This is a genomic window from Candidatus Pelagibacter sp. HIMB1709, assembly GCF_052047635.1.
Classification (GTDB): Bacteria; Pseudomonadota; Alphaproteobacteria; order Pelagibacterales; family Pelagibacteraceae; genus Pelagibacter.
The window spans coordinates 677,554-696,104 of the sequence record NZ_JBNAJW010000001.1 but is presented as its reverse complement, the minus strand read 5'-3'; the positions used below and the strand labels follow the sequence as shown (position 1 = coordinate 696,104).

15 protein-coding genes, 2 tRNA genes and 1 other RNA gene are annotated in these 18,551 nt (G+C 26.9%); 16 read left to right on the top strand and 2 right to left on the bottom strand.

Going from position 1 to position 18,551, the window contains the following annotated elements:
* Positions 1-28: 28 nt before the first annotated feature.
* The 5 genes from ACTTAR_RS03810 to ACTTAR_RS03790 all read left to right on the top strand — a co-directional run bounded on the left by ACTTAR_RS03810 (position 29) and on the right by ACTTAR_RS03790 (position 4,371).
* A complete protein-coding gene (locus ACTTAR_RS03810) occupies positions 29-490 on the top strand; it encodes a GatB/YqeY domain-containing protein (protein ID WP_440697763.1) in 462 nt (153 codons plus the stop codon).
* Positions 490-2,265, top strand: coding sequence for a DNA primase (dnaG, locus tag ACTTAR_RS03805; RefSeq protein ID WP_440697762.1), 1,776 nt, complete (start codon positions 490-492; stop codon positions 2,263-2,265). The genes ACTTAR_RS03810 and dnaG overlap by 1 nt, the downstream gene beginning before the upstream one ends.
* A gap of 67 nt (positions 2,266-2,332) precedes the next feature.
* On the top strand, positions 2,333-4,156 hold the full coding sequence (rpoD, locus tag ACTTAR_RS03800; RefSeq protein WP_440681692.1) for an RNA polymerase sigma factor RpoD: 1,824 nt from the start codon (positions 2,333-2,335) through the stop codon (positions 4,154-4,156).
* 4 nt (positions 4,157-4,160) lie between these two features.
* Positions 4,161-4,235: transfer RNA gene (locus ACTTAR_RS03795), tRNA-Val, on the top strand.
* 59 nt (positions 4,236-4,294) lie between these two features.
* Positions 4,295-4,371 (top strand) — tRNA-Ile (locus ACTTAR_RS03790).
* A gap of 5 nt (positions 4,372-4,376) precedes the next feature.
* Here the strand turns inward: ACTTAR_RS03790 and ACTTAR_RS03785 are convergent.
* Positions 4,377-4,961, bottom strand: coding sequence for an MlaC/ttg2D family ABC transporter substrate-binding protein (locus tag ACTTAR_RS03785; protein ID WP_440681693.1), 585 nt, complete (start codon positions 4,959-4,961; stop codon positions 4,377-4,379).
* An 8-nt stretch (positions 4,962-4,969) separates the two neighbouring features.
* Positions 4,970-5,770 (bottom strand): MlaA family lipoprotein, encoded by an 801-nt coding sequence (locus tag ACTTAR_RS03780; RefSeq protein WP_440681694.1) that lies wholly within the window; start codon positions 5,768-5,770, stop codon positions 4,970-4,972.
* 106 nt (positions 5,771-5,876) lie between these two features.
* Here ACTTAR_RS03780 and ACTTAR_RS03775 point away from each other — a divergent pair, with 106 nt between their 5' ends.
* The 11 genes from ACTTAR_RS03775 (at position 5,877) to ACTTAR_RS03725 (ending at position 18,551) form a co-directional block, all read left to right on the top strand.
* The gene (locus ACTTAR_RS03775; RefSeq protein ID WP_440697761.1) at positions 5,877-6,602 is read left to right on the top strand and encodes an N-acetylmuramoyl-L-alanine amidase; all 726 of its coding nucleotides are present in this window, start codon (positions 5,877-5,879) and stop codon (positions 6,600-6,602) included.
* Positions 6,603-6,648: 46 nt separating this feature from the next.
* Positions 6,649-7,005, top strand: an RNA gene (gene rnpB / locus ACTTAR_RS03770) — RNase P RNA component class A.
* 257 nt (positions 7,006-7,262) lie between these two features.
* Complete coding sequence (gene mraZ / locus ACTTAR_RS03765; RefSeq protein WP_440681697.1) at positions 7,263-7,730, top strand: division/cell wall cluster transcriptional repressor MraZ; 468 nt, start codon at positions 7,263-7,265, stop codon at positions 7,728-7,730.
* 1 nt (position 7,731) lies between these two features.
* Positions 7,732-9,207, top strand: a complete 1,476-nt coding sequence (gene ftsZ / locus ACTTAR_RS03760; protein ID WP_440697759.1) for a cell division protein FtsZ — start codon at positions 7,732-7,734, stop codon at positions 9,205-9,207.
* An 18-nt stretch (positions 9,208-9,225) separates the two neighbouring features.
* Entirely contained in the window at positions 9,226-10,236 is a 1,011-nt protein-coding gene (gene rsmH, locus ACTTAR_RS03755) for a 16S rRNA (cytosine(1402)-N(4))-methyltransferase RsmH (protein WP_440697758.1), read from the top strand.
* The gene (locus ACTTAR_RS03750) at positions 10,233-10,544 is read left to right on the top strand and encodes a cell division protein FtsL (protein WP_440697757.1); all 312 of its coding nucleotides are present in this window, start codon (positions 10,233-10,235) and stop codon (positions 10,542-10,544) included. Before rsmH ends, ACTTAR_RS03750 begins: the two co-directional genes overlap by 4 nt.
* Entirely contained in the window at positions 10,537-12,225 is a 1,689-nt protein-coding gene (locus ACTTAR_RS03745; protein WP_440697756.1) for a peptidoglycan D,D-transpeptidase FtsI family protein, read from the top strand. Before ACTTAR_RS03750 ends, ACTTAR_RS03745 begins: the two co-directional genes overlap by 8 nt.
* A 2-nt stretch (positions 12,226-12,227) precedes the next feature.
* Positions 12,228-15,071, top strand: coding sequence for a UDP-N-acetylmuramoyl-L-alanyl-D-glutamate--2,6-diaminopimelate ligase (locus tag ACTTAR_RS03740; RefSeq protein WP_440697755.1), 2,844 nt, complete (start codon positions 12,228-12,230; stop codon positions 15,069-15,071).
* Positions 15,072-16,157: a phospho-N-acetylmuramoyl-pentapeptide-transferase gene (gene mraY / locus ACTTAR_RS03735; RefSeq protein ID WP_440697754.1), complete on the top strand. Its 1,086-nt coding sequence runs from the start codon at positions 15,072-15,074 to the stop codon at positions 16,155-16,157.
* Positions 16,157-17,440 carry a UDP-N-acetylmuramoyl-L-alanine--D-glutamate ligase gene (gene murD / locus ACTTAR_RS03730; RefSeq protein WP_440697753.1) on the top strand — a complete coding sequence of 428 codons (1,284 nt, stop codon included), beginning with the start codon at positions 16,157-16,159 and terminating at the stop codon, positions 17,438-17,440. Before mraY ends, murD begins: the two co-directional genes overlap by 1 nt.
* The gene (locus ACTTAR_RS03725) at positions 17,430-18,551 is read left to right on the top strand and encodes an FtsW/RodA/SpoVE family cell cycle protein (RefSeq protein ID WP_440697752.1); all 1,122 of its coding nucleotides are present in this window, start codon (positions 17,430-17,432) and stop codon (positions 18,549-18,551) included. The genes murD and ACTTAR_RS03725 overlap by 11 nt, the downstream gene beginning before the upstream one ends.

The following is an 18,551-nucleotide window of genomic DNA, read 5'->3' as shown; positions in this document are numbered from 1 at the left end:
TTTTTTCTTTGAAGTAGATTAAAAAATTATGTCATTAAAGAATACAATTGAAAACGAATACAAAAATGCTCTAAAATCAAAAGATAAAAATAAAATATCAACCTACAGGTTAATTTTATCTTCTATTAAAGATTTAGACATCGCTAATCGATCAGGACCAAATAAAAAAGACACAGATGATGAAGATATCAAGAAGCTTTTAAAAAAAATGGTTAAACAAAGAGCCGAATCTATTGAGATCTACAAAAAAAACAACAGAACAGATCTATTAGAAATTGAGCAGAATGAATATGATGTTTTAACAAGTTTTTTACCTAAGCAAATAAGCGAAGAAGACACCAAAAAATTATGTGCCGAATTAATCTCTAAATTAGGTGCGAGTTCAATAAAAGATATGGGCAAAATAATGGGTGAGTTAAAAAAATCTCATTCTGATGAAATTGATTTTTCTAAAGCTGGGTCAATAATCAAGGAATTATTGAATAGTTAATGAAATATCCCAAAGAGTATTTAGATGAAATTAAGACACGGTTGAAAGTATCAACGGTTATTTCAAAAACAGTCTCATTAAAAAAAAGAGGTAAAGAATTTGTGGGATTGTCTCCATTTAAAAACGAAAAGACACCTTCATTTACAGTTAACGACGAAAAAGAATTTTATCATTGTTTTGCAACATCTGAGCATGGAAATATTTTTGATTTTGTAATGAAAACTCAAAATTTAAAGTTTGGAGAAGCTGTAAAATATTTGGCGCAACTAGCAGGCATGCAACCTTATTTATTTTCAAAAAAAGATGAAGAAAGAGAAAAAAAATGGAATGAATATAAATCAATCTATTATGAATATGTTGATTTTTACCATAATGAGCTGATCAAAAACGAACAACATTCAAATGCTAGAGAGTATTTGAAAAATCGATCTTTGAGTAAAGAGGACGTAAAAAAATTTAAAATAGGATATATTGAAAAAAATCCGAATATTTTTGAAAATTTAAAAAATAAATATAGTGAACAAACCTTAGTTGAAACTGGATTGTTTTATTTAGATGAAAAAAAGAACACTTATTTAGAAAGATTTAGAGGAAGATTAATTTTTCCAATTAACAACATAACTGGTCAACCGATTGCTTTAGGTGGAAGAATAATAGAAAACCTAGATTATCTTGCAAAGTATATCAACTCACCTGAAACTTTATTTTTTAAAAAAGGATCAAATTTATATAATCTAGATATAGCTAGAAAATTATCAAACAAAGTTGATCATATTTATTTGGTTGAAGGTTATATGGATGTTGTTGGATTAAGTAAAAATGGAATTGATAATGCTGTTGCAAATCTTGGCACATCACTATCTGAAAAACAGATTTTGATACTTAATCAATTTTTTGATGATATCATTATTTGCTTTGATGGTGATGAAAGTGGTTATAAAGCAGCATTAAGAGCTGCAGAAAATTCAATCAAAGAATTAAAACCTGAAAAACAAATTTCTTTTTTATTTTTACCAGATAAAGAAGATCCTGACAGTTTCGTTAATAAAAATGGTAAGGCTAATTTTATAGATTTTACAAAACAAAGTAAGATTTCAATACATCAATTTATTTTTAGCCATTACAAAAAACAGACTGAAAATAACCCTTCTTCTTTAGCAATATTTGAAAAAAAACTTAGAAATATTGTGAACACAATTAAAGATGATTTTATTAAAAAGTATGTTTTAGAATATTTTTTAGAAAAAATTGCAGAATTAACACCGCATTCAAATCAAAATAAAAAAAGAGCTTATGTTAAAAAAACCAAATCTTTAGACAGTACAAAAAAATATATAAACGAAAGTCAATCACTCACTGGGGTTGAACTTAAAGAATATTCTTTATTATATTTGTTAATGAATAATCTTAATTTATTACAAGCAAATATTCATTTAGTTGAAAATATAAAATTATTTACTGAGGTTAATAAAAAATTATTTGATCATATGATTGAAAAACTAAAATCAAGTCAGCAAATTGAAATGCAAGACTTAAATTTAGACAATCAACTGTTAGATAAAATAAATAAATTTGCTCCAATAAAACATATTTTAAAAAATCATCTTAATGATGAACAAAAGATCATTGAATTATTAGAAGATATTTCAAGAGATCTAATGAACTACGATCTTGAGTTTAGAATTCAGGAATTAGAATCAAAATTTTCAATTGATATGAGCGAGTCTACTTTCAATGAGCTGAAAGAGTTGAAAAAAAAGCAGAATCTTAATTAATCAGACTAAATTAACAATGGATTTTTGCAGATTTGACATTATATAAGACTTCCAAACTTAAATTGCTGTGGAAAGAATTATAACAAAATCATTTGCTAGATTAATGGGTCGTGGAACCCATAGAGGTTTCATAACTTATGAGGAACTAAGTAAATCTTTAGGAAAGAGGAATTTATCTGATGAAAATCTAGCTCAAGCATTTATTCATATTTTAGATGAAAATATTACTTTAGTTGAAAAAAAATCAGATTTTAAAGTACTAAGAAAAAAAGAAAATTTAAATAAAGAAGAAGGCAAAACAATTGAGAAGAGTGATGACCCTATAAGAATGTATTTAAGAGAAATGGGTGGGGTAGAACTCTTATCTCGTGAAGGTGAAATTGCAATTGCAAAAAGAATAGAAGCTGGGAAAGATGTAATGTTAATTGCACTTTCACAAAGTCCAATTACTGCTCAGCAGTTTTTTGAATGGAACGAAAAATTACAAAAAGACGAAATATTAGTTAGAGAAATTATTGATATCGATACTAACTATATGGAAGATGAAACTACTGGCCCAAGTGCAAAACAAAAAAATGCAGGAGAAACAGATAAGGATGAGGGATCCTCGGATGATGAAGATGATTTTAATCCGACTCTTGCGGCCATGGAAACAGAGATTAAACCTAAAGTTTTAAAAACAGTTAATACTTTAACAAAAGAATATACAAAACTAATTAAATATCAAAATGAAAAATTAGAATGTGTTTTAAATTCAAGTAATTTTTCTCCAGCAAAAGAAAAAGGATATCAAAAAATTGTTAATGATATTTTGGAAAATATAAAATCATTACAGTTATCTCCATCAGTGCTAGAAGAATTGGTACAGAAACATTACGCAGAAAACAAAAAAATTATATCCTTAGAAGGAAATCTTCTTCGACTTGCAATGGATCACCAAATCCCAAGAAATGAGTTTATTAAATTTTATGTTGGTAATGAAATTAATCCAAATCTTAAAAAATTTTTAGATACTAATAATGTTTGGAAACAATTCTTTACAAAAAATAAAGAAGAATTCAAAAATATAAGAGAAAGACTCATAGAAATTAGTCATAAACTTGGAATATCAGTAACTGATTTTAAAAAACTTGTAAGCAGAGTTCAAAAAGGTGAAAAAGAGTCACGAATAGCAAAAAAAGAAATGGTTGAAGCTAATTTAAGATTAGTTATTTCAATTGCTAAAAAATATACAAACAGAGGTCTTCAGTTTTTAGATTTAATTCAAGAAGGAAATATAGGATTGATGAAAGCAGTTGATAAATTTGAATATCGTAGAGGTTATAAATTTTCAACATATGCAACTTGGTGGATAAGACAAGCAATCACCAGATCAATCGCTGACCAAGCAAGAACCATTCGTATTCCAGTGCACATGATTGAAACAATTAATAAAATAGTGAGAACTCAAAGATTGATACTTAGTGAGTTTGGTAGAGAAGCTACTCCAGAAGAATTAGCTCAAAAATTAAGAATGCCCTTAGATAAAGTTAGAAAAGTACTAAAAATCTCAAAAGAACCTGTTTCATTAGAAAAACCGGTTGGAGATGAAGAGGACAGTAGTTTGGGTGATTTTATTGAAGACACTAAAGCATTGGCACCATTAGAGCAGGCAATTAAGTCAAATCTTGGAGAAGCAACTACAAAAATTCTATCAACATTAACACCAAGAGAAGAAAGGGTTTTGAGGATGAGATTTGGTGTTGGAATGAACACAGATCACACACTTGAAGAAGTTGGTTTACAGTTTTCAGTTACTCGAGAGAGAATTCGACAGATTGAAGCTAAAGCACTTAGAAAATTAAAACATCCAAGTCGTTCAAAACAGCTAAAAAGTTTCTTAGAAAGTTAATACTGGGCCGTTAGCTCAATAGTAGAGTACTGCATTGACATTGCAGGGGTAGTTGGAGCGTAACCAACACGGCCCACCATTATTGAATTATCTTTAATTGATAACTTTAAAAAAATGATATAACTAATTATGAGTTTTGGGCCTGTAGCTCAGTTGGTTAGAGCAGTACACTCATAATGTATTGGTCCCAGGTTCGAGTCCTGGCGGGCCCACCAAAAATTTAGTTCTGTGAAAACTTTTCTAAAGCAAGATATAAAGAATTTATATCACCATCATTTGAATTTAAAATTGACGCAAACTCTTCTTTTTGAGTTCTTGCCAAACTAAGTCCTTCAATAATTAAATCTCTAATGAGAGGGTTCTCGGGATTTTTTGTATAAACTCTCCAATCAATTTTTATTTCAGGCCTTTCAGAGGTAGCAACTAATATACTATTAACAATTGTATAATTCTTATTTAAAACTTCTTTATCTTTTACTTCGATTTCAGGATTAGTATATTCTGAAAGTCTACTTGAAAAACTTTTCAAAAAATATCCTTCAAATAAATCTAAATACTTTTTCTTTTGATTGTCATCTAAATTTTTTCTTGCAGAACCTAATGAATAAAAACCCACCCCTTCAATATCAACAGTTTCTTTAGCTATAGCTTTTAATTCTTCTATTTTTTTTTCTTTAGAAATATTTTTTGAGAGTATATTGGATGCTCTATTTACAGTAGACTGAACAAAAACATCTGCAGCCATTGAAAATGCATTTCCAAGATTAAAATTAAATAAAAATAATATAAAAAGAATTTTTTTCATTTTAATGACTATTTGTTTTCTATTTCTTCCCAGTCCTCTTCGTCTTTGTATATGACGTCTATATTTCCTCTTTGATTATTATTAATTTTATTTTCTCTATCTTGTAAATATAAACTTCTAACAGATGCATAAAAATCTATTGAATTTTTTTCAAGATTGTCAAAAGACTCGATATTGTTTGCCCTAAAATCAATGCCTTCAACAGCTCTTGACGTTATATAAAGTCCTTCACTTAAAAACTCATTGTTACCATGAACAGATGCGTTATACCAAGGGTCTCCACCTAAAATATTAACAAACGATCCAGACGTATCTCTAATTGTTGAAGGTCCAAGGACAGGTAAAACCAAATAACAACCTGGACCAAAGCCCCATTTGCCTAACGTTTGTCCATAATCCTCTTTTACATATTTAGGAAAACCCATTTTATTTGCAACGTCCACTGTGCCTAATAATCCAATAGTTGTATTTAATGCTAATCGTCCAGTATTTATAATTGCTGTTTTTACATCACCTTGTAAAATATTATTTGGTATAGTCACTAAAGTGGATATATTTTTTACAGCATTGCTTGTTCCTTTTTGAATTGGATCAGGCAATTTCCTATACCCTTTTGCAATAGGTTTTATGATTACTCTATCTAAACCTTGGTTGAAAGAAAATGTTGCTCTATTAAGTGGTTCAAAGCAGTCTTTAATCTTTTTTGTTTCACTTTCTTTTTCTTTTAATACCAATTCTCCATCAGAACCAGCATTTGCATTTAAAGATAGAAGAAAAATTGAAAATAGTACTATTAAAATTTTTTTCATTATTTTGAATTGTATAACATATAATTTAAATAAGTAAGATAGCATTTAATTTGAAAAAATGTCCACAAAGTGTTTATAACTAGCCTAAATTTGAACCTACATGAATATGAAAATAAACTTAAATTATTCTCCAAATTTTGATCCCAATAAAAGAAAGTTAAATCAAATTAAATTTATCATTTTTCACTATACTGGAATGAAGATAGAAAAAAAAGCAATTGAGAAATTAACCAATATAAAATCTAAAGTAAGTTGCCACTATCTAATTAAACTTAATGGAGATGTAGTTAAATTGGTTCCTGAGCCATATATTTCTTGGCATGCAGGAATATCTGGGTGGTCAAATTATAAAAACTTAAATAAAAATTCACTTGGAATTGAAATTAGTAATCCTGGTCATAAACATAATTATAAAAATTTTTCAAAAAAACAAATAATATCATTAGTAAAATTATCTAATTATCTTATTAAAAAATTTAAAATTAAATCTAATTTCATTTTAGGTCATTCTGATATTGCGCCTGATAGAAAACGAGACCCAGGTGAAAAATTTCCCTGGAAATTATTATCAAAAAAAAAAATTGGAATTTGGCATAATTTAAATTCAAAAATACTTGCTAAGGAAAGAAATAATAAAACCAATTATATTGATAAAAAAAAATTTATATCTAATCTTTACAAGATTGGTTATCCAGTAAACAAAAAAATTGAAAAAACAAAATATAAAAAATTTTTAATCAAAGCTTTTCAAAGAAGATTTAGGCAAGAATTAATTAATGGTATTATTGATAAGGAATGTTTAATTATTAGCGAAAACCTTTTAAAAAAATAGATTTAATTTTCTTGTAATTTTTAAGTTTAGTAATATGTTTAGTTTGCCAGATAAATGACTTATCGCTTTAAAATTTTTTAAAGAGGAAAGTCCGGGCTCCACAAGGACACAGTGCCAGGTAATTCCTGGCGGGGGAGACCCTAGGGATAGTGCCACAGAAAATATACCGCCATAACATGGCAAGGGTGAAAAGGTGTGGTAAGAGCACACCGGTTCTATTGGTAACAATGAACGCTGGAAAACCCCACTGGGAGCAAGACTAAGTAGAGATGACATTGTTACAAAACTAAAAGCCGTCCTTGGCTAGTCATCAGGGTTAGTTGCTTGAGCTTAAGAGTGATCTTAAGCCTAGACAAATGATAGGTTTAAATGACAGAACCCGGCTTATAGTTTATCTGGCGCTCCAAGAATAATTAAAATATAGCAATAAACGAAATATTGTTTCATTTAAAATTGTAAATTTTAATAGTGCACAAAACTGTTTCTAATTATTTAGGCGAATAAATAAAACATCATGAGCTAGTCTTTATGCAAGAATACTGTCAAATTTCACTTAAAAATTGAATTGAAAAAAGCTTAGAATCAATATTTGACTATCAATTTAAATACCCATATATTCCCATATATTCCCATTTATGGAATTTAGAAATTTAAAATTGTATGTTTTTATCTACCTTCGAGAACAAGCTGGACAAAAAAGGAAGAGTATCTGTGCCTGCTAGTTTCAGGTCTCATTTATCAAATTTAGGTTACAATGGTGTTATTTGTTATCCATCTTTCAATAATTTATCCATAGAAGCATGTTCTCAGGATAGAATTGAAAAAATTTCATCTGCGATAGATTCTTTAAACCCTTTTGAAGAAAAAAGGGATTATTTTGCAACATCAATATTAGCAGAAAGTATTAATTTACAATTTGATAGTGAAGGTAGAATTTCACTTTCATCAAAATTATTAAAACATGCAAAAATAAAAAATAGCATGTTGTTTGTTGGTCAAGGTCAAACGTTTCAAATATGGGAACCAACAGCATTTGAAAAATTTAAGATAACTGCAAGAAAAAAAGCCAATTTAAATCGAGCAAGTCTTAAATGGGAAAAACATTTAAACAACAACGAGGGGAAATAAGATGACAATTAACTTTAAAGCACCAGAGATAAAAGAACTTCAGCCACGACTTTTAGTATTAGGAGTTGGAGGAGCTGGAGGTAATGCAATAAATGAAATGATTGATAACAAACTTCAGGGTGTAGAATTTATTGCAGTAAATACAGATGCTCAAGATTTAAAGTTAAGTAAAGCAAAAACAAGAATTCAAATTGGTTTAAATTTAACAAAAGGTTTAGGTGCAGGTGCAAAATTAGATATAGGTCAAGCTGCAGCTGACGAATCTTTAAACGAAATAGTAAATACTTTACAAGGTGCAAACATGGTTTTTATCGCAGCTGGTATGGGTGGTGGAACAGGTACTGGTGCTGCTCATGTGATTGCAAGAGCTGCTAAAGAATTAAATATTTTAACTGTAGGCGTTGTGACTCTTCCTTTTTTATATGAAGGCCCCTCTAGAATGAGAAGAGCACAACAAGGATTAGAAGAATTAAGAAAACATGTTGACACTATAATTGTTATTCCAAATCAAAACTTATTTAAAATTGCTAATGAACAAACTACATTTGAGGAGTCATTCAATCTTTCTAATAATGTTTTAATGCATGGTGTTCAGAGTATTACTGATTTAATGGTAAGACCTGGTTTAATTAATTTAGACTTTGCTGATGTTGAGACTGTAATGGCTTCAATGGGTAAAGCGATGATGGGAACAGGAGAAGCTGAGGGCGAAGGAAGAGCGCTTAAAGCTGCGGAGATGGCAGTTAGCAATCCATTAATTGATGACTATACTTTGAAGGGAGCTAAAGGATTATTGGTAAATATAACTGGTGGCAAAGATTTAAAACTTTTTGAAGTAGATGAAGCGGTAAATAAAGTAAGAGCAGAAGTAGATCCAGAAGCAGAGCTAATTATTGGAGCAATCACAGATGCAGATTTAGATGGTAAAATGAGAGTTTCAATTGTTGCAACATCGTTAGATGGACAGCAGCCTGAGTCAAAATCAGTAGTAAACATGGTTCATCGTATTCAGAATCGAAATCCTGGTTACTCTGATTTTTCAAACATGGGATCTCCAGCTTTTAATTTTTCTAATACTTCAAGTCCAATCTCCCATGGTGCAAATGCTCTAAAAATTGAAAATGAAATGATCCAAGAACAAGAGCAAATGAATGTGGAAAATAATATGACGAGTGAACAAGTGTCTTCAGAAAATGAGGTTCAAACAGAGAGTGTTGTCGAAGATACTGCAGTAAATGAAATAGAAAAATCTTTTACTCAAGAAGCCATAGAAACTTTTGAAGAAAATAATGAAATTGAAAATACTCAAGAAGAAGCCCCAAATGATTTGAAGGAATTTGGTGTTGAATCAGACTCTCCAGATTTGTTTAGCTCAGATAATGAAAATTCTTCTCCTGAAGATTTAATCTCATCAAGTGATCAAGAGGAAGAGGACGATCTTGAGATTCCTGCATTTTTAAGAAGACAAAAAAATTAATGGTCTTCAAAGAAATAAATGGAAGCCACCATAGTACCGGAAGTACAAAAGCATTATCCAGTACTGCTAAAAGAAATTATTAGCGTTATCACCCCTCAACATGGTGGCACATTTATTGATTGTACCTTTGGTCAAGGCGGATATTCAAAAAAAATTTTAGAATTTAAAAATACAAAAGTTGTAGGACTTGATAGAGATATTGAAAGCAAAAAAATTGCCAATTCATTATTAGAAAATTTTGAAGATAGATTTATTTTTAAAAATTTAAAGTTTAGTCAATTAACAAATTTAAAGCTTAAAAATGAAAATATTAAAGGTGTAATTTTTGATCTTGGTTGTTCTTTAACACAGATAAAAGATCAAAAAAAGGGATTATCATTTAATTCTAAAAGCAATTTAAATATGCAATTAGGCTTAAATAATTTTTCCGCAGAAGACGCAATTAATAAACTTAGTGCAATTGAATTAGAAAAAATTTTTAAATTTTTTGGAGATGAAAAAGAAGCAAAATTTATTGCAAAAAATATTGTTAAAGAAAGATCGAAAGTAAAAATCAATACACAAAGTCTTGTAAAAATTATTGATAAATCAAAGATTAGGAAAAATTTTAAAGTCCATAATTCGACTAAAGTTTTTCAGGCACTTAGAATATTTGTAAATAAGGAAATAAGTGAATTAATTTTTGGACTTATAAATGCTACTAAAGTCTTAAAAAAAGGAGGTGTTTTAGCTGTTGTTACCTTTCATTCTTTAGAAGATAAAATTGTTAAATATTTTTTTAAGAGTCTTTCCGAGAATAAAAGCGTATCAAGATATGAACCTATTACAACACAAAATGAAACCTTGTTTAATCTAATTCAAAAAAAACCAATTTTGCCATCTGATGTGGAGATAAAAGAAAATCCACCCTCTAGATCTGCAAAATTAAGATATGCAATTAAGAAAAGTGATTTTTATGATTTTGAGACAGATATTGAAGGTAAGTTTAAAAAATTTTTAGAAATAGAAAATTTTGGAGTCAAACTTTGAAGAAAATATTTCTAGCAGTTATAATTTTTGCTTTAGTTTTAACAACAGCAATTATTAAAAATACTACAAAAAAAATTGAAGACCAAATATTTGTTGTGAAAGAAAATTTAAGAGTACAGAATTCTGAATTTGAAAATATTTTGTTAGAACATGATTACCTAACTTCAGCAGAAAAATTACTAGAATATCAATCTTTATATTTTGAGGATCAATTAATTCAAAAAAAAATTGATGAAATAAAATTTTATAACATATCAAAAGATTTTGAAAAAATTGAAGATTTTAAAATAATTAAAAATAATGAATAAACCTAAATCAAAATTTACAATAGATGATAATAAAAGTAATTTTGTATTTAAAAAAAGCAATACAGGATTAAATATTCAATTTAATAGAGTTGCTTTCATTTTCTTTGTGTTTTTTATTATTTATCTTATTTATACAATTCATTTAATTCATTTAGGGTCTCGAGAGACAAAGTTTGAAGATACAAACGATCCGTTTCATTTCAATAATGATCTTTATAGAGCAGATATTTTAGATATTAATGGAAATTATTTAGCAAAAACGGTTAAATCTATTGATATTGGTCTCAAAACTTCAGATATAATTAGTAAAGAAAAATTACTGTTAAGTCTAAGAATTATTTTCCCAGAAAAAGATTTTAATGAAATTGAAAAAAAAATAGAAAACAAAAATTTTTTTTATTTAGAGAAAAAAATTTCAGAGGAAAAATATGAGCAAATTATGAAATTGGGAGATAAATCTCTTATCCCTGAAGAAAGAGTTCTAAGGATATATCCACAGAAAAATCTTTTTAGTCATATTTTGGGACAAATAGACAATGACAACAATGGTATTTCTGGATTAGAAAAATCATTAAATGAAGAATTGCAAACAACAAGAGCCCCTATTAAATTAACTGTTGATAAAGACATCCAATTCTTAATTAGAAAAGAATTGTTGAAATATCAGCAAATTTTTAAAAGCAAAGGTAGTGCTGCTATCTTAATGGATGTTAATAACGGCAATATACTCTCTTTAGTTTCATTGCCTGATTTTAATCCAAATGAAAGAAAAAATATAAAAGATGTAAATTACATAAATAGAGTTACTAAAGGTACTTATGAATTGGGATCTGTATTTAAAATATTTACATATGCGAATGCATTAAATGAAAATTTAATTGAACCAGAAACTGAATTTTTAGACCTACCAAAATCTATATCTTGTGATAAATTTAGGATAGGTGAATACGATAACGATATACCTTCGAATTTAACCGCAGAACAAATTATCATTAGGTCAGGAAATATTGGTTCAGTTAGAATTGCACAGAAAATTGGACCAGAAAAATTTAAGGATTTTTTAGAAAAAATAGGAGTTTTAAAAAAAATTAATTTTGACATAGAAGAAATAGCTCCTCAAAATAGTTACGAATTTAAAAAATGTAAATTAGCTACGGCATCTTATGGCCATGGAATAGCAACAACTATTCTTCAATTAGCTAAAGGATATTCAATTTTATCTAACGGTGGGTTTGAAATTTCACCAACTTTAATCAGCAGAAAAGATGGATCGATAAAAAGAAAAAGATTAATTAGAAGAGAAGTTTCAGATCAAGTAGTAACAACTCTTAGAAAAATTGTTAATACAGATGAGGGTACAGCTAAATTTGCTAATGTACCAAATTATGAAATTGGTGGAAAAACAGGTACTGCAGATAAAGTTCTAAATGGTAGATATTCTGATGGAAAAGTGAATACTTTTGCATCAGTATTTCCAACTTCAAAACCTAAATTTGTATTTATTGTTATGTTCGATGAACCTCAAAAATCAAAAGACTATTATTACAAATACAGACATAGAGATGGGGGATGGAGAGGAACTTTAAAAAATAGTGCTGGCTGGACTTCGGTGGAAGTGGTAGGTAAAATTATAGATAAAATTGGGCCTATTTTAGCCACAAAATATATACAAGTTTACTAATAATGTTACTTGGAGATTATTTTAATGGTATCAATAAAAAATATAAAAAATTATTTTTTTCAGGTATCTCTTTTAATACTAGATCGTTAAAAAAAAATAATATTTTCTTTGCAATTAAAGGAAATAATATTGATGGAAATAAATTTATTTCTAGAGCTATAGAAAAAGGTTCTAAAATAATTGTAACAGAACAAAAAATAAAAGATTTTAGTAATAGGATATTGTTTATAAGGACAAAAAATATAAGAAAATTATTAGCTGAAGTCTCATTTAAAATTTACAATAAAATACCAAAAAATTTAGTAGCCGTTACAGGAACCAATGGAAAATCCTCAGTTGCAGAATTTTATCTTCAAATTATGAAATTAAATAAAAAAAAGGTTGCTTCAATTGGAACATTAGGGGTTAAATCAAAAAATATTAATTTAAATTTATTTAATACAACAATTGATCCAATTAAATTAGGACAGATCTTACAAAAATTAAAAAAAGAAAAAATTGAAAATGTTATCATGGAAGCTTCCAGTCATGGATTAGAGCAAAATAGATTAGATGGGTTAAATTTTAAATCTGGAATCTTTACAAATTTATCACAAGATCATCTTGATTATCATAAAAATTTTAAAAATTATTTAAAAGCAAAACTTTATTTATTTGAGAATTTAATAGGAAAAAAGGGAAATGTAATTACAGATAAAGATATACCTCAATATAAAACAATCAAAAAAATTTCTTTGAGGAAAAATTTCAAATTATTAGCAATAAATGAAAAACAAAATAATTTTGAAATATTATCTCATAGATATAATAATGAAAATCAATTAATTAAATTAAAATATAAAAATTTAATTAAGGAAATTAATCTAAATTTAATAGGTAAAATTCAAATAAAGAATATTTTGATGGCTGTGATTGCAGCAAAAAAAAGTAATCTAAATTTTGAAAATATTTTTAAAGTCTTACCAAATTTAAAACCAGTTGAAGGTAGATTAGAAAAAATTAGTAAAATTAAAAATAATTCAGTTGTTATTCTTGATTATGCACACACCCCTGATGCTTTAAAAATTTGTCTTTTAAATATTAAGGAGCAATTTCCTGATAAAAAGTTAAATCTTTTGTTTGGTTGTGGAGGCAATAGAGACCAAAACAAAAGAATTAAAATGGGTAAAATAGCAAGCATTTATGCAGATAATATTTATCTTACAGATGATAATCCTCGTTTAGAAAACCCAGAAAAAATTAGAAAAGATATCAAAAAAGGAATTAAAGCTAAGAAAATTATAGAAATTCCCAACAGAGCAATAGCAATATCGGAAGCCATTAAAAATTTAAAATGTGGTGATATTTTATTAGTTGCAGGAAAAGGACACGAAAAAATTCAGGAAATTGGTAATAAGAAAATTAAATTTTCTGATAGGAAAAAAATTCTAACAGAAATAAAAAATAAGAACAAACAGTTATCTAATGAATTAAAGATAAATATAATTAAAGAACTTTCCAAAAATCAAAAATCATCAAAGTTTATTTCCATGAAGGATGCGAGAATCAATTCTAAAGAAGTGAAAAAGAACGATATATTTTTTGCTATCAAAGGAAAAGTAAATGATGGAAATAATTTTGTTTCACAATCATTTAAGAAAAAAGCATCATTAGCAATTGTGAACAAAATTCAAAATAATCTTGATATTAAACGGCAGATAAAAGTCAAAAATACTTTAAAATTTTTAACAAATGTTTCAAAAGTTTATAGAAGAAATATAAACACTAACATAATAGCTATTACAGGTAGCTGTGGCAAAACTACTCTTAAAGAATTACTAGGCAGTGTTTTAGGAAAAATTTCAAAAGTAAGTATATCACCAAAATCATATAATAATAAATTTGGAGTTCCATTAAGTCTTCTAAACATCAAAGAGGATGATCGTTATGGAATTTTAGAAGTTGGTATGGATAAAAAGGGTGAGATTGATTATCTCTCAGAAATAATTGAGCCAAATGTAGGAGTTATAACAAATATAAATTATGCCCATGCAAAAAATTTTAAAAATATTAAACAAATTGCTTTAGCAAAATCTGAGATTATTAAAAATATAAGAACAAATGGCTCTGTTATTTTAAATGCAGATGATAAATTTTTTAAATTTCATAAAAAAATATCTCAGAAAGAAAATCTCAAAGTGATTTCTTTTGGTATTAAAAATAGCAAAGCAGATGTTAAGCTATTAAATATAAAAAAATTTGGAAAAAAATATAAAATAAAAATTAATTCAAAAAAAAAAAATAAATATTTTATAATCTCAAATGATTATCAAAATAATATTTATAATATTCTTTCGGCTTTAGCTGTAATGAGTATTTATTTAAACATATTTAATCTAAATAAAAATATTTTCTTAGATTTTAAGATACCAGAAGGTAGGGGTGATCATACACTGGTTAAGATAAACAACAAAAGAATTAATTTGATCGATCAAAGTTATAATTCAAATCCACTATCATTGAATTCAGCTATTAAAAATTTTGACAAAATAGATTCAAAAAAAAATAAAAAATATTTATTGCTTGGTGATATGTTAGAGCTAGGAAATCATTCAAAAAAACTTCATGAATCTATTGCTCCACTAATAAATCAAACAAAAATTGACAGGGTATTTGTAAAAGGAAAAATGGCTTCATTTATTTATAAAAAAATATCAGATTCTAAAAAGGGTAGAATATTACAAAACAAATCACAAATTATTGAATTGATTAAAAAAGATATAAAAAATAATGATTATTTGATGGTTAAGGCCTCATTAGCGACAGGTTTCAATAAGATAGTAAATGATATTAAGGGTTTAAATTAAATGCTCTATCAGTTTCTATTAAATTTTGTTGACACTTTTGGCTATTTAAATGTCTTTAAATATTTGACATTTAGAACAGGTTTATCTTTTTTCACTTCTTTAATCATTGTTTTGTTTATCGGGGGTCCATTTATAAAATTTTTTTCAAATCAAAAAATTTTTAACCCAATACGAGATGATGGCCCAAAAGATCATATAGTAAAAAAAATTGGCACACCAACAATGGGAGGGCTAATTATTTTATTAGGATTATTAATTTCAGTAATTTTATGGGCAGATTTATCAAATTATAATATATTATTTTGTATTTATATTGCAGTCTCATTTGGATTGCTTGGTGCTTTAGATGATTATAAAAAAATTAAATTTAGTAATTCTTCAGGTATTTCATCTAAGTTTAAAATAATTACTCAAATTTTATTAGCACTTGTTGGTGTAAGTTTATTTGTTTATTTAAATGACTATCAAGATTTAAATAATTTATATTTTCCATTTTTTAAAAATTTGATAATTAATCTTGGATGGTTTTTTATTCCTTTTGCTATATTTGTTATAATAGGTTCGTCAAATGCTGTTAATCTTACAGATGGATTAGATGGATTAGCTACTGTACCAGTAATTTTAGTTGCAGCTTGTTTCGCTTTTATAAGTTATGTAACTGGAAATGTTGTATTTTCAAATTATTTACAAATTCCCTATATTGAAGGAACTGGAGAAGTTGCAATTTTTTGTGGCGCAATTATTGGCTCGTGTTTAGGTTTTTTATGGTTTAATGCACCACCAGCAAAAATTTTCATGGGAGATACAGGATCATTATCTTTAGGTGGATCTTTAGGAGCAGTAGGAATTATAACTAAACATGAAATTGTTTTAGCTATAACAGGAGGTCTTTTTGTTTTAGAGGCTGTGTCTGTGATGGTTCAAGTCATTTCATTTAAACTTACAGGTAAAAGAATTTTTAGAATGGCACCGATTCATCATCATTTCGAAAAAAAAGGCTGGCCCGAGTCAACTGTAGTTATTAGATTTTGGATTATTTCAATAATATTAGCGATGATAGGTTTGGCTACTCTAAAATTAAGATAATGAATAGATCAAAAAATATTTTTTTAGGAAAAAAAATATTAATTTATGGACTAGGCAAGAGCGGTATTTCTTCTTACAACTTCTTAAAAAAAAAATGTGATGTTTATTTATTTGATGATAATCCAAAGATTAATAAAAAAATAATTAATATAAATAAAGTTTTAAAAATTAATTTTGATAAAATTATTATCAGTCCTGGAATAGATATTTCAGAATGTAAATTATCAAAATTTTTGAAATTAAATTTTTCAAAAATTTATACCGATCTTGATGTTTTCTTTTCCTTTTATAAGAATGATAGTATAACAATCACTGGAACTAATGGGAAATCAACAACTGCTAAAATTTTGCACAATGTTTTAGTGGATCAGAAAAGAGATTCTAGACTTGTTGGAAATATTGGTAATCCAGTCTTATCTGAAAAAAAAATTACAGAAAAAACAGTCTTTGTTATTGAAGCTTCATCCTATCAACTAGATTATAGTAAAATTTTTAGCACAAAATTTGCAATTATTTTGAATATTTCAGGAGATCATTTGGAAAGACACAATACTCTGAATAATTATGTAAAAGCAAAATTTAAATTATTAAGATTTCAAAAACAAGGTAGTTTTGCCTATGTAAAAAGAAAAGATAAGCTTATTTCAAATAATTTAAGAAAGAATAATTATAAATCAAAAATATTTAAGGTAGATACAAATAATCTGAAATCTATCACAAAAAAAATTAAGAATAAATATTTTGCTACAGATGGAAATAAAGAGAATTTATCTTTTATATTAGAGATTTCTAATAAACTTAAACTTTCAAAAAAAAATTTAATTAAAACAATTAATAATTTTAAGGGTCTAAATTTTAGACAACAAATTATTTTTGATAAAAAAAATCTTACTATAATTAATGATTCAAAATCAACCAGCTTCGCTTCATCAGAAAGTATTTTAAAAAATTTAAATCATGTTTATTGGCTTGTAGGAGGAATTCCTAAAAAAGGTGATAAATTTAAATTATCAAAAATGAAGTCTCAAAATTTAAAAGTATTTGTTTTTGGAAAACACAGAAAACATTTTTATAAAATTTTAAAAAATAAATTAAAAGTTAAAAGTTTTAAAAATTTATATGATGCACTTAATAAAATTTTTTTAAATATTAAAAATAAAAAATTGTCAAAAAATATAATATTTTTTAGTCCTGCAGGTGCATCGTTTGATAATTTTAAAAATTTTGAAGACAGGGGAAGATATTTTAATAATTTAGTTAAGAGGTTTATTAATGCAAAATAAAAATTTAATTTATAAATTTTATTACAGCTGGTGGAAAAATATTGATAAATCTTTATTCACATTAATCAGCTTACTATTTGCTATAGGTTTATTTTTTTCTTTAGTTTCTACTTCTTTAATTGCTTCAGACAAATTGAATACCAATAGTTATTTCTTTTTTTTTAAACATTTCATTTATGTTTTGATTGGAATTTTTCTTATTTTTATTTTCTCTGCGTTAAATAAGGATCAATTGTATAAGTATTCAATAATTTTATTCATTATTTCATTAATATGTCTATTTTTAGTACCCTTAGTAGGAATTGAAGTAAAAGGCTCAAGAAGATGGATCGATCTTTTCTTTCTTCCACGGTTTCAACCTGTAGAAGTTTTGAAACCTTTCTTAATTATTACTTTAGTAATTGTTTTATGTAATGAAAAAGCAAATATTTTATTAAAATATATAATTACAACAATTTTAATTGTGACAATTTCTTTACTTTTGATAATTCAACCTGATATTGGTCAGACTTTGTTGGTTGTTTTTTCTTGGGCTGTTTTAATTTTTTGTTCAGGAATTAATATTTATTTTCTTACTAGTATATTTGTAGCTGGTGCTACTCTAATGGTTTACCTAGTTATCTATATCCCTAAGTTTAGCTATATAAAGGCCCGTATCTTCTCGTTTTTTAACCAAGAAGTAGGAACTCACAATTTCCAATCTGATAAAGCTATCGAATCTATAACCAGCGGAGGATTTTTTGGAAAAGGAATTGGTGAAGGAACTCTTAAAAATAGAGTGCCAGAAGCTCACACTGATTATATAATTTCTGTAATTTCGGAAGAGTTTGGAGTAGTTGCCATAATTTTAATTATATTAATGTTTTTAATATTTTTACACATGGTGTTTAAAAAAATCCGTTTTGAGCAAAATGACAGGATTAAACTTATCTTAATTGGTTCTGTTAGTTTAATATTGATGCAGGCAACAATCCACATTGGAGTGAATATAAGATTATTTCCAACTACTGGAATGACTTTACCTTTTTTAAGTTATGGAGGATCCTCAATAATAAGCACATCTATTCTAGCTGGAATAATTCTTAATTTGACTAAAAGAAAATTAACTTAA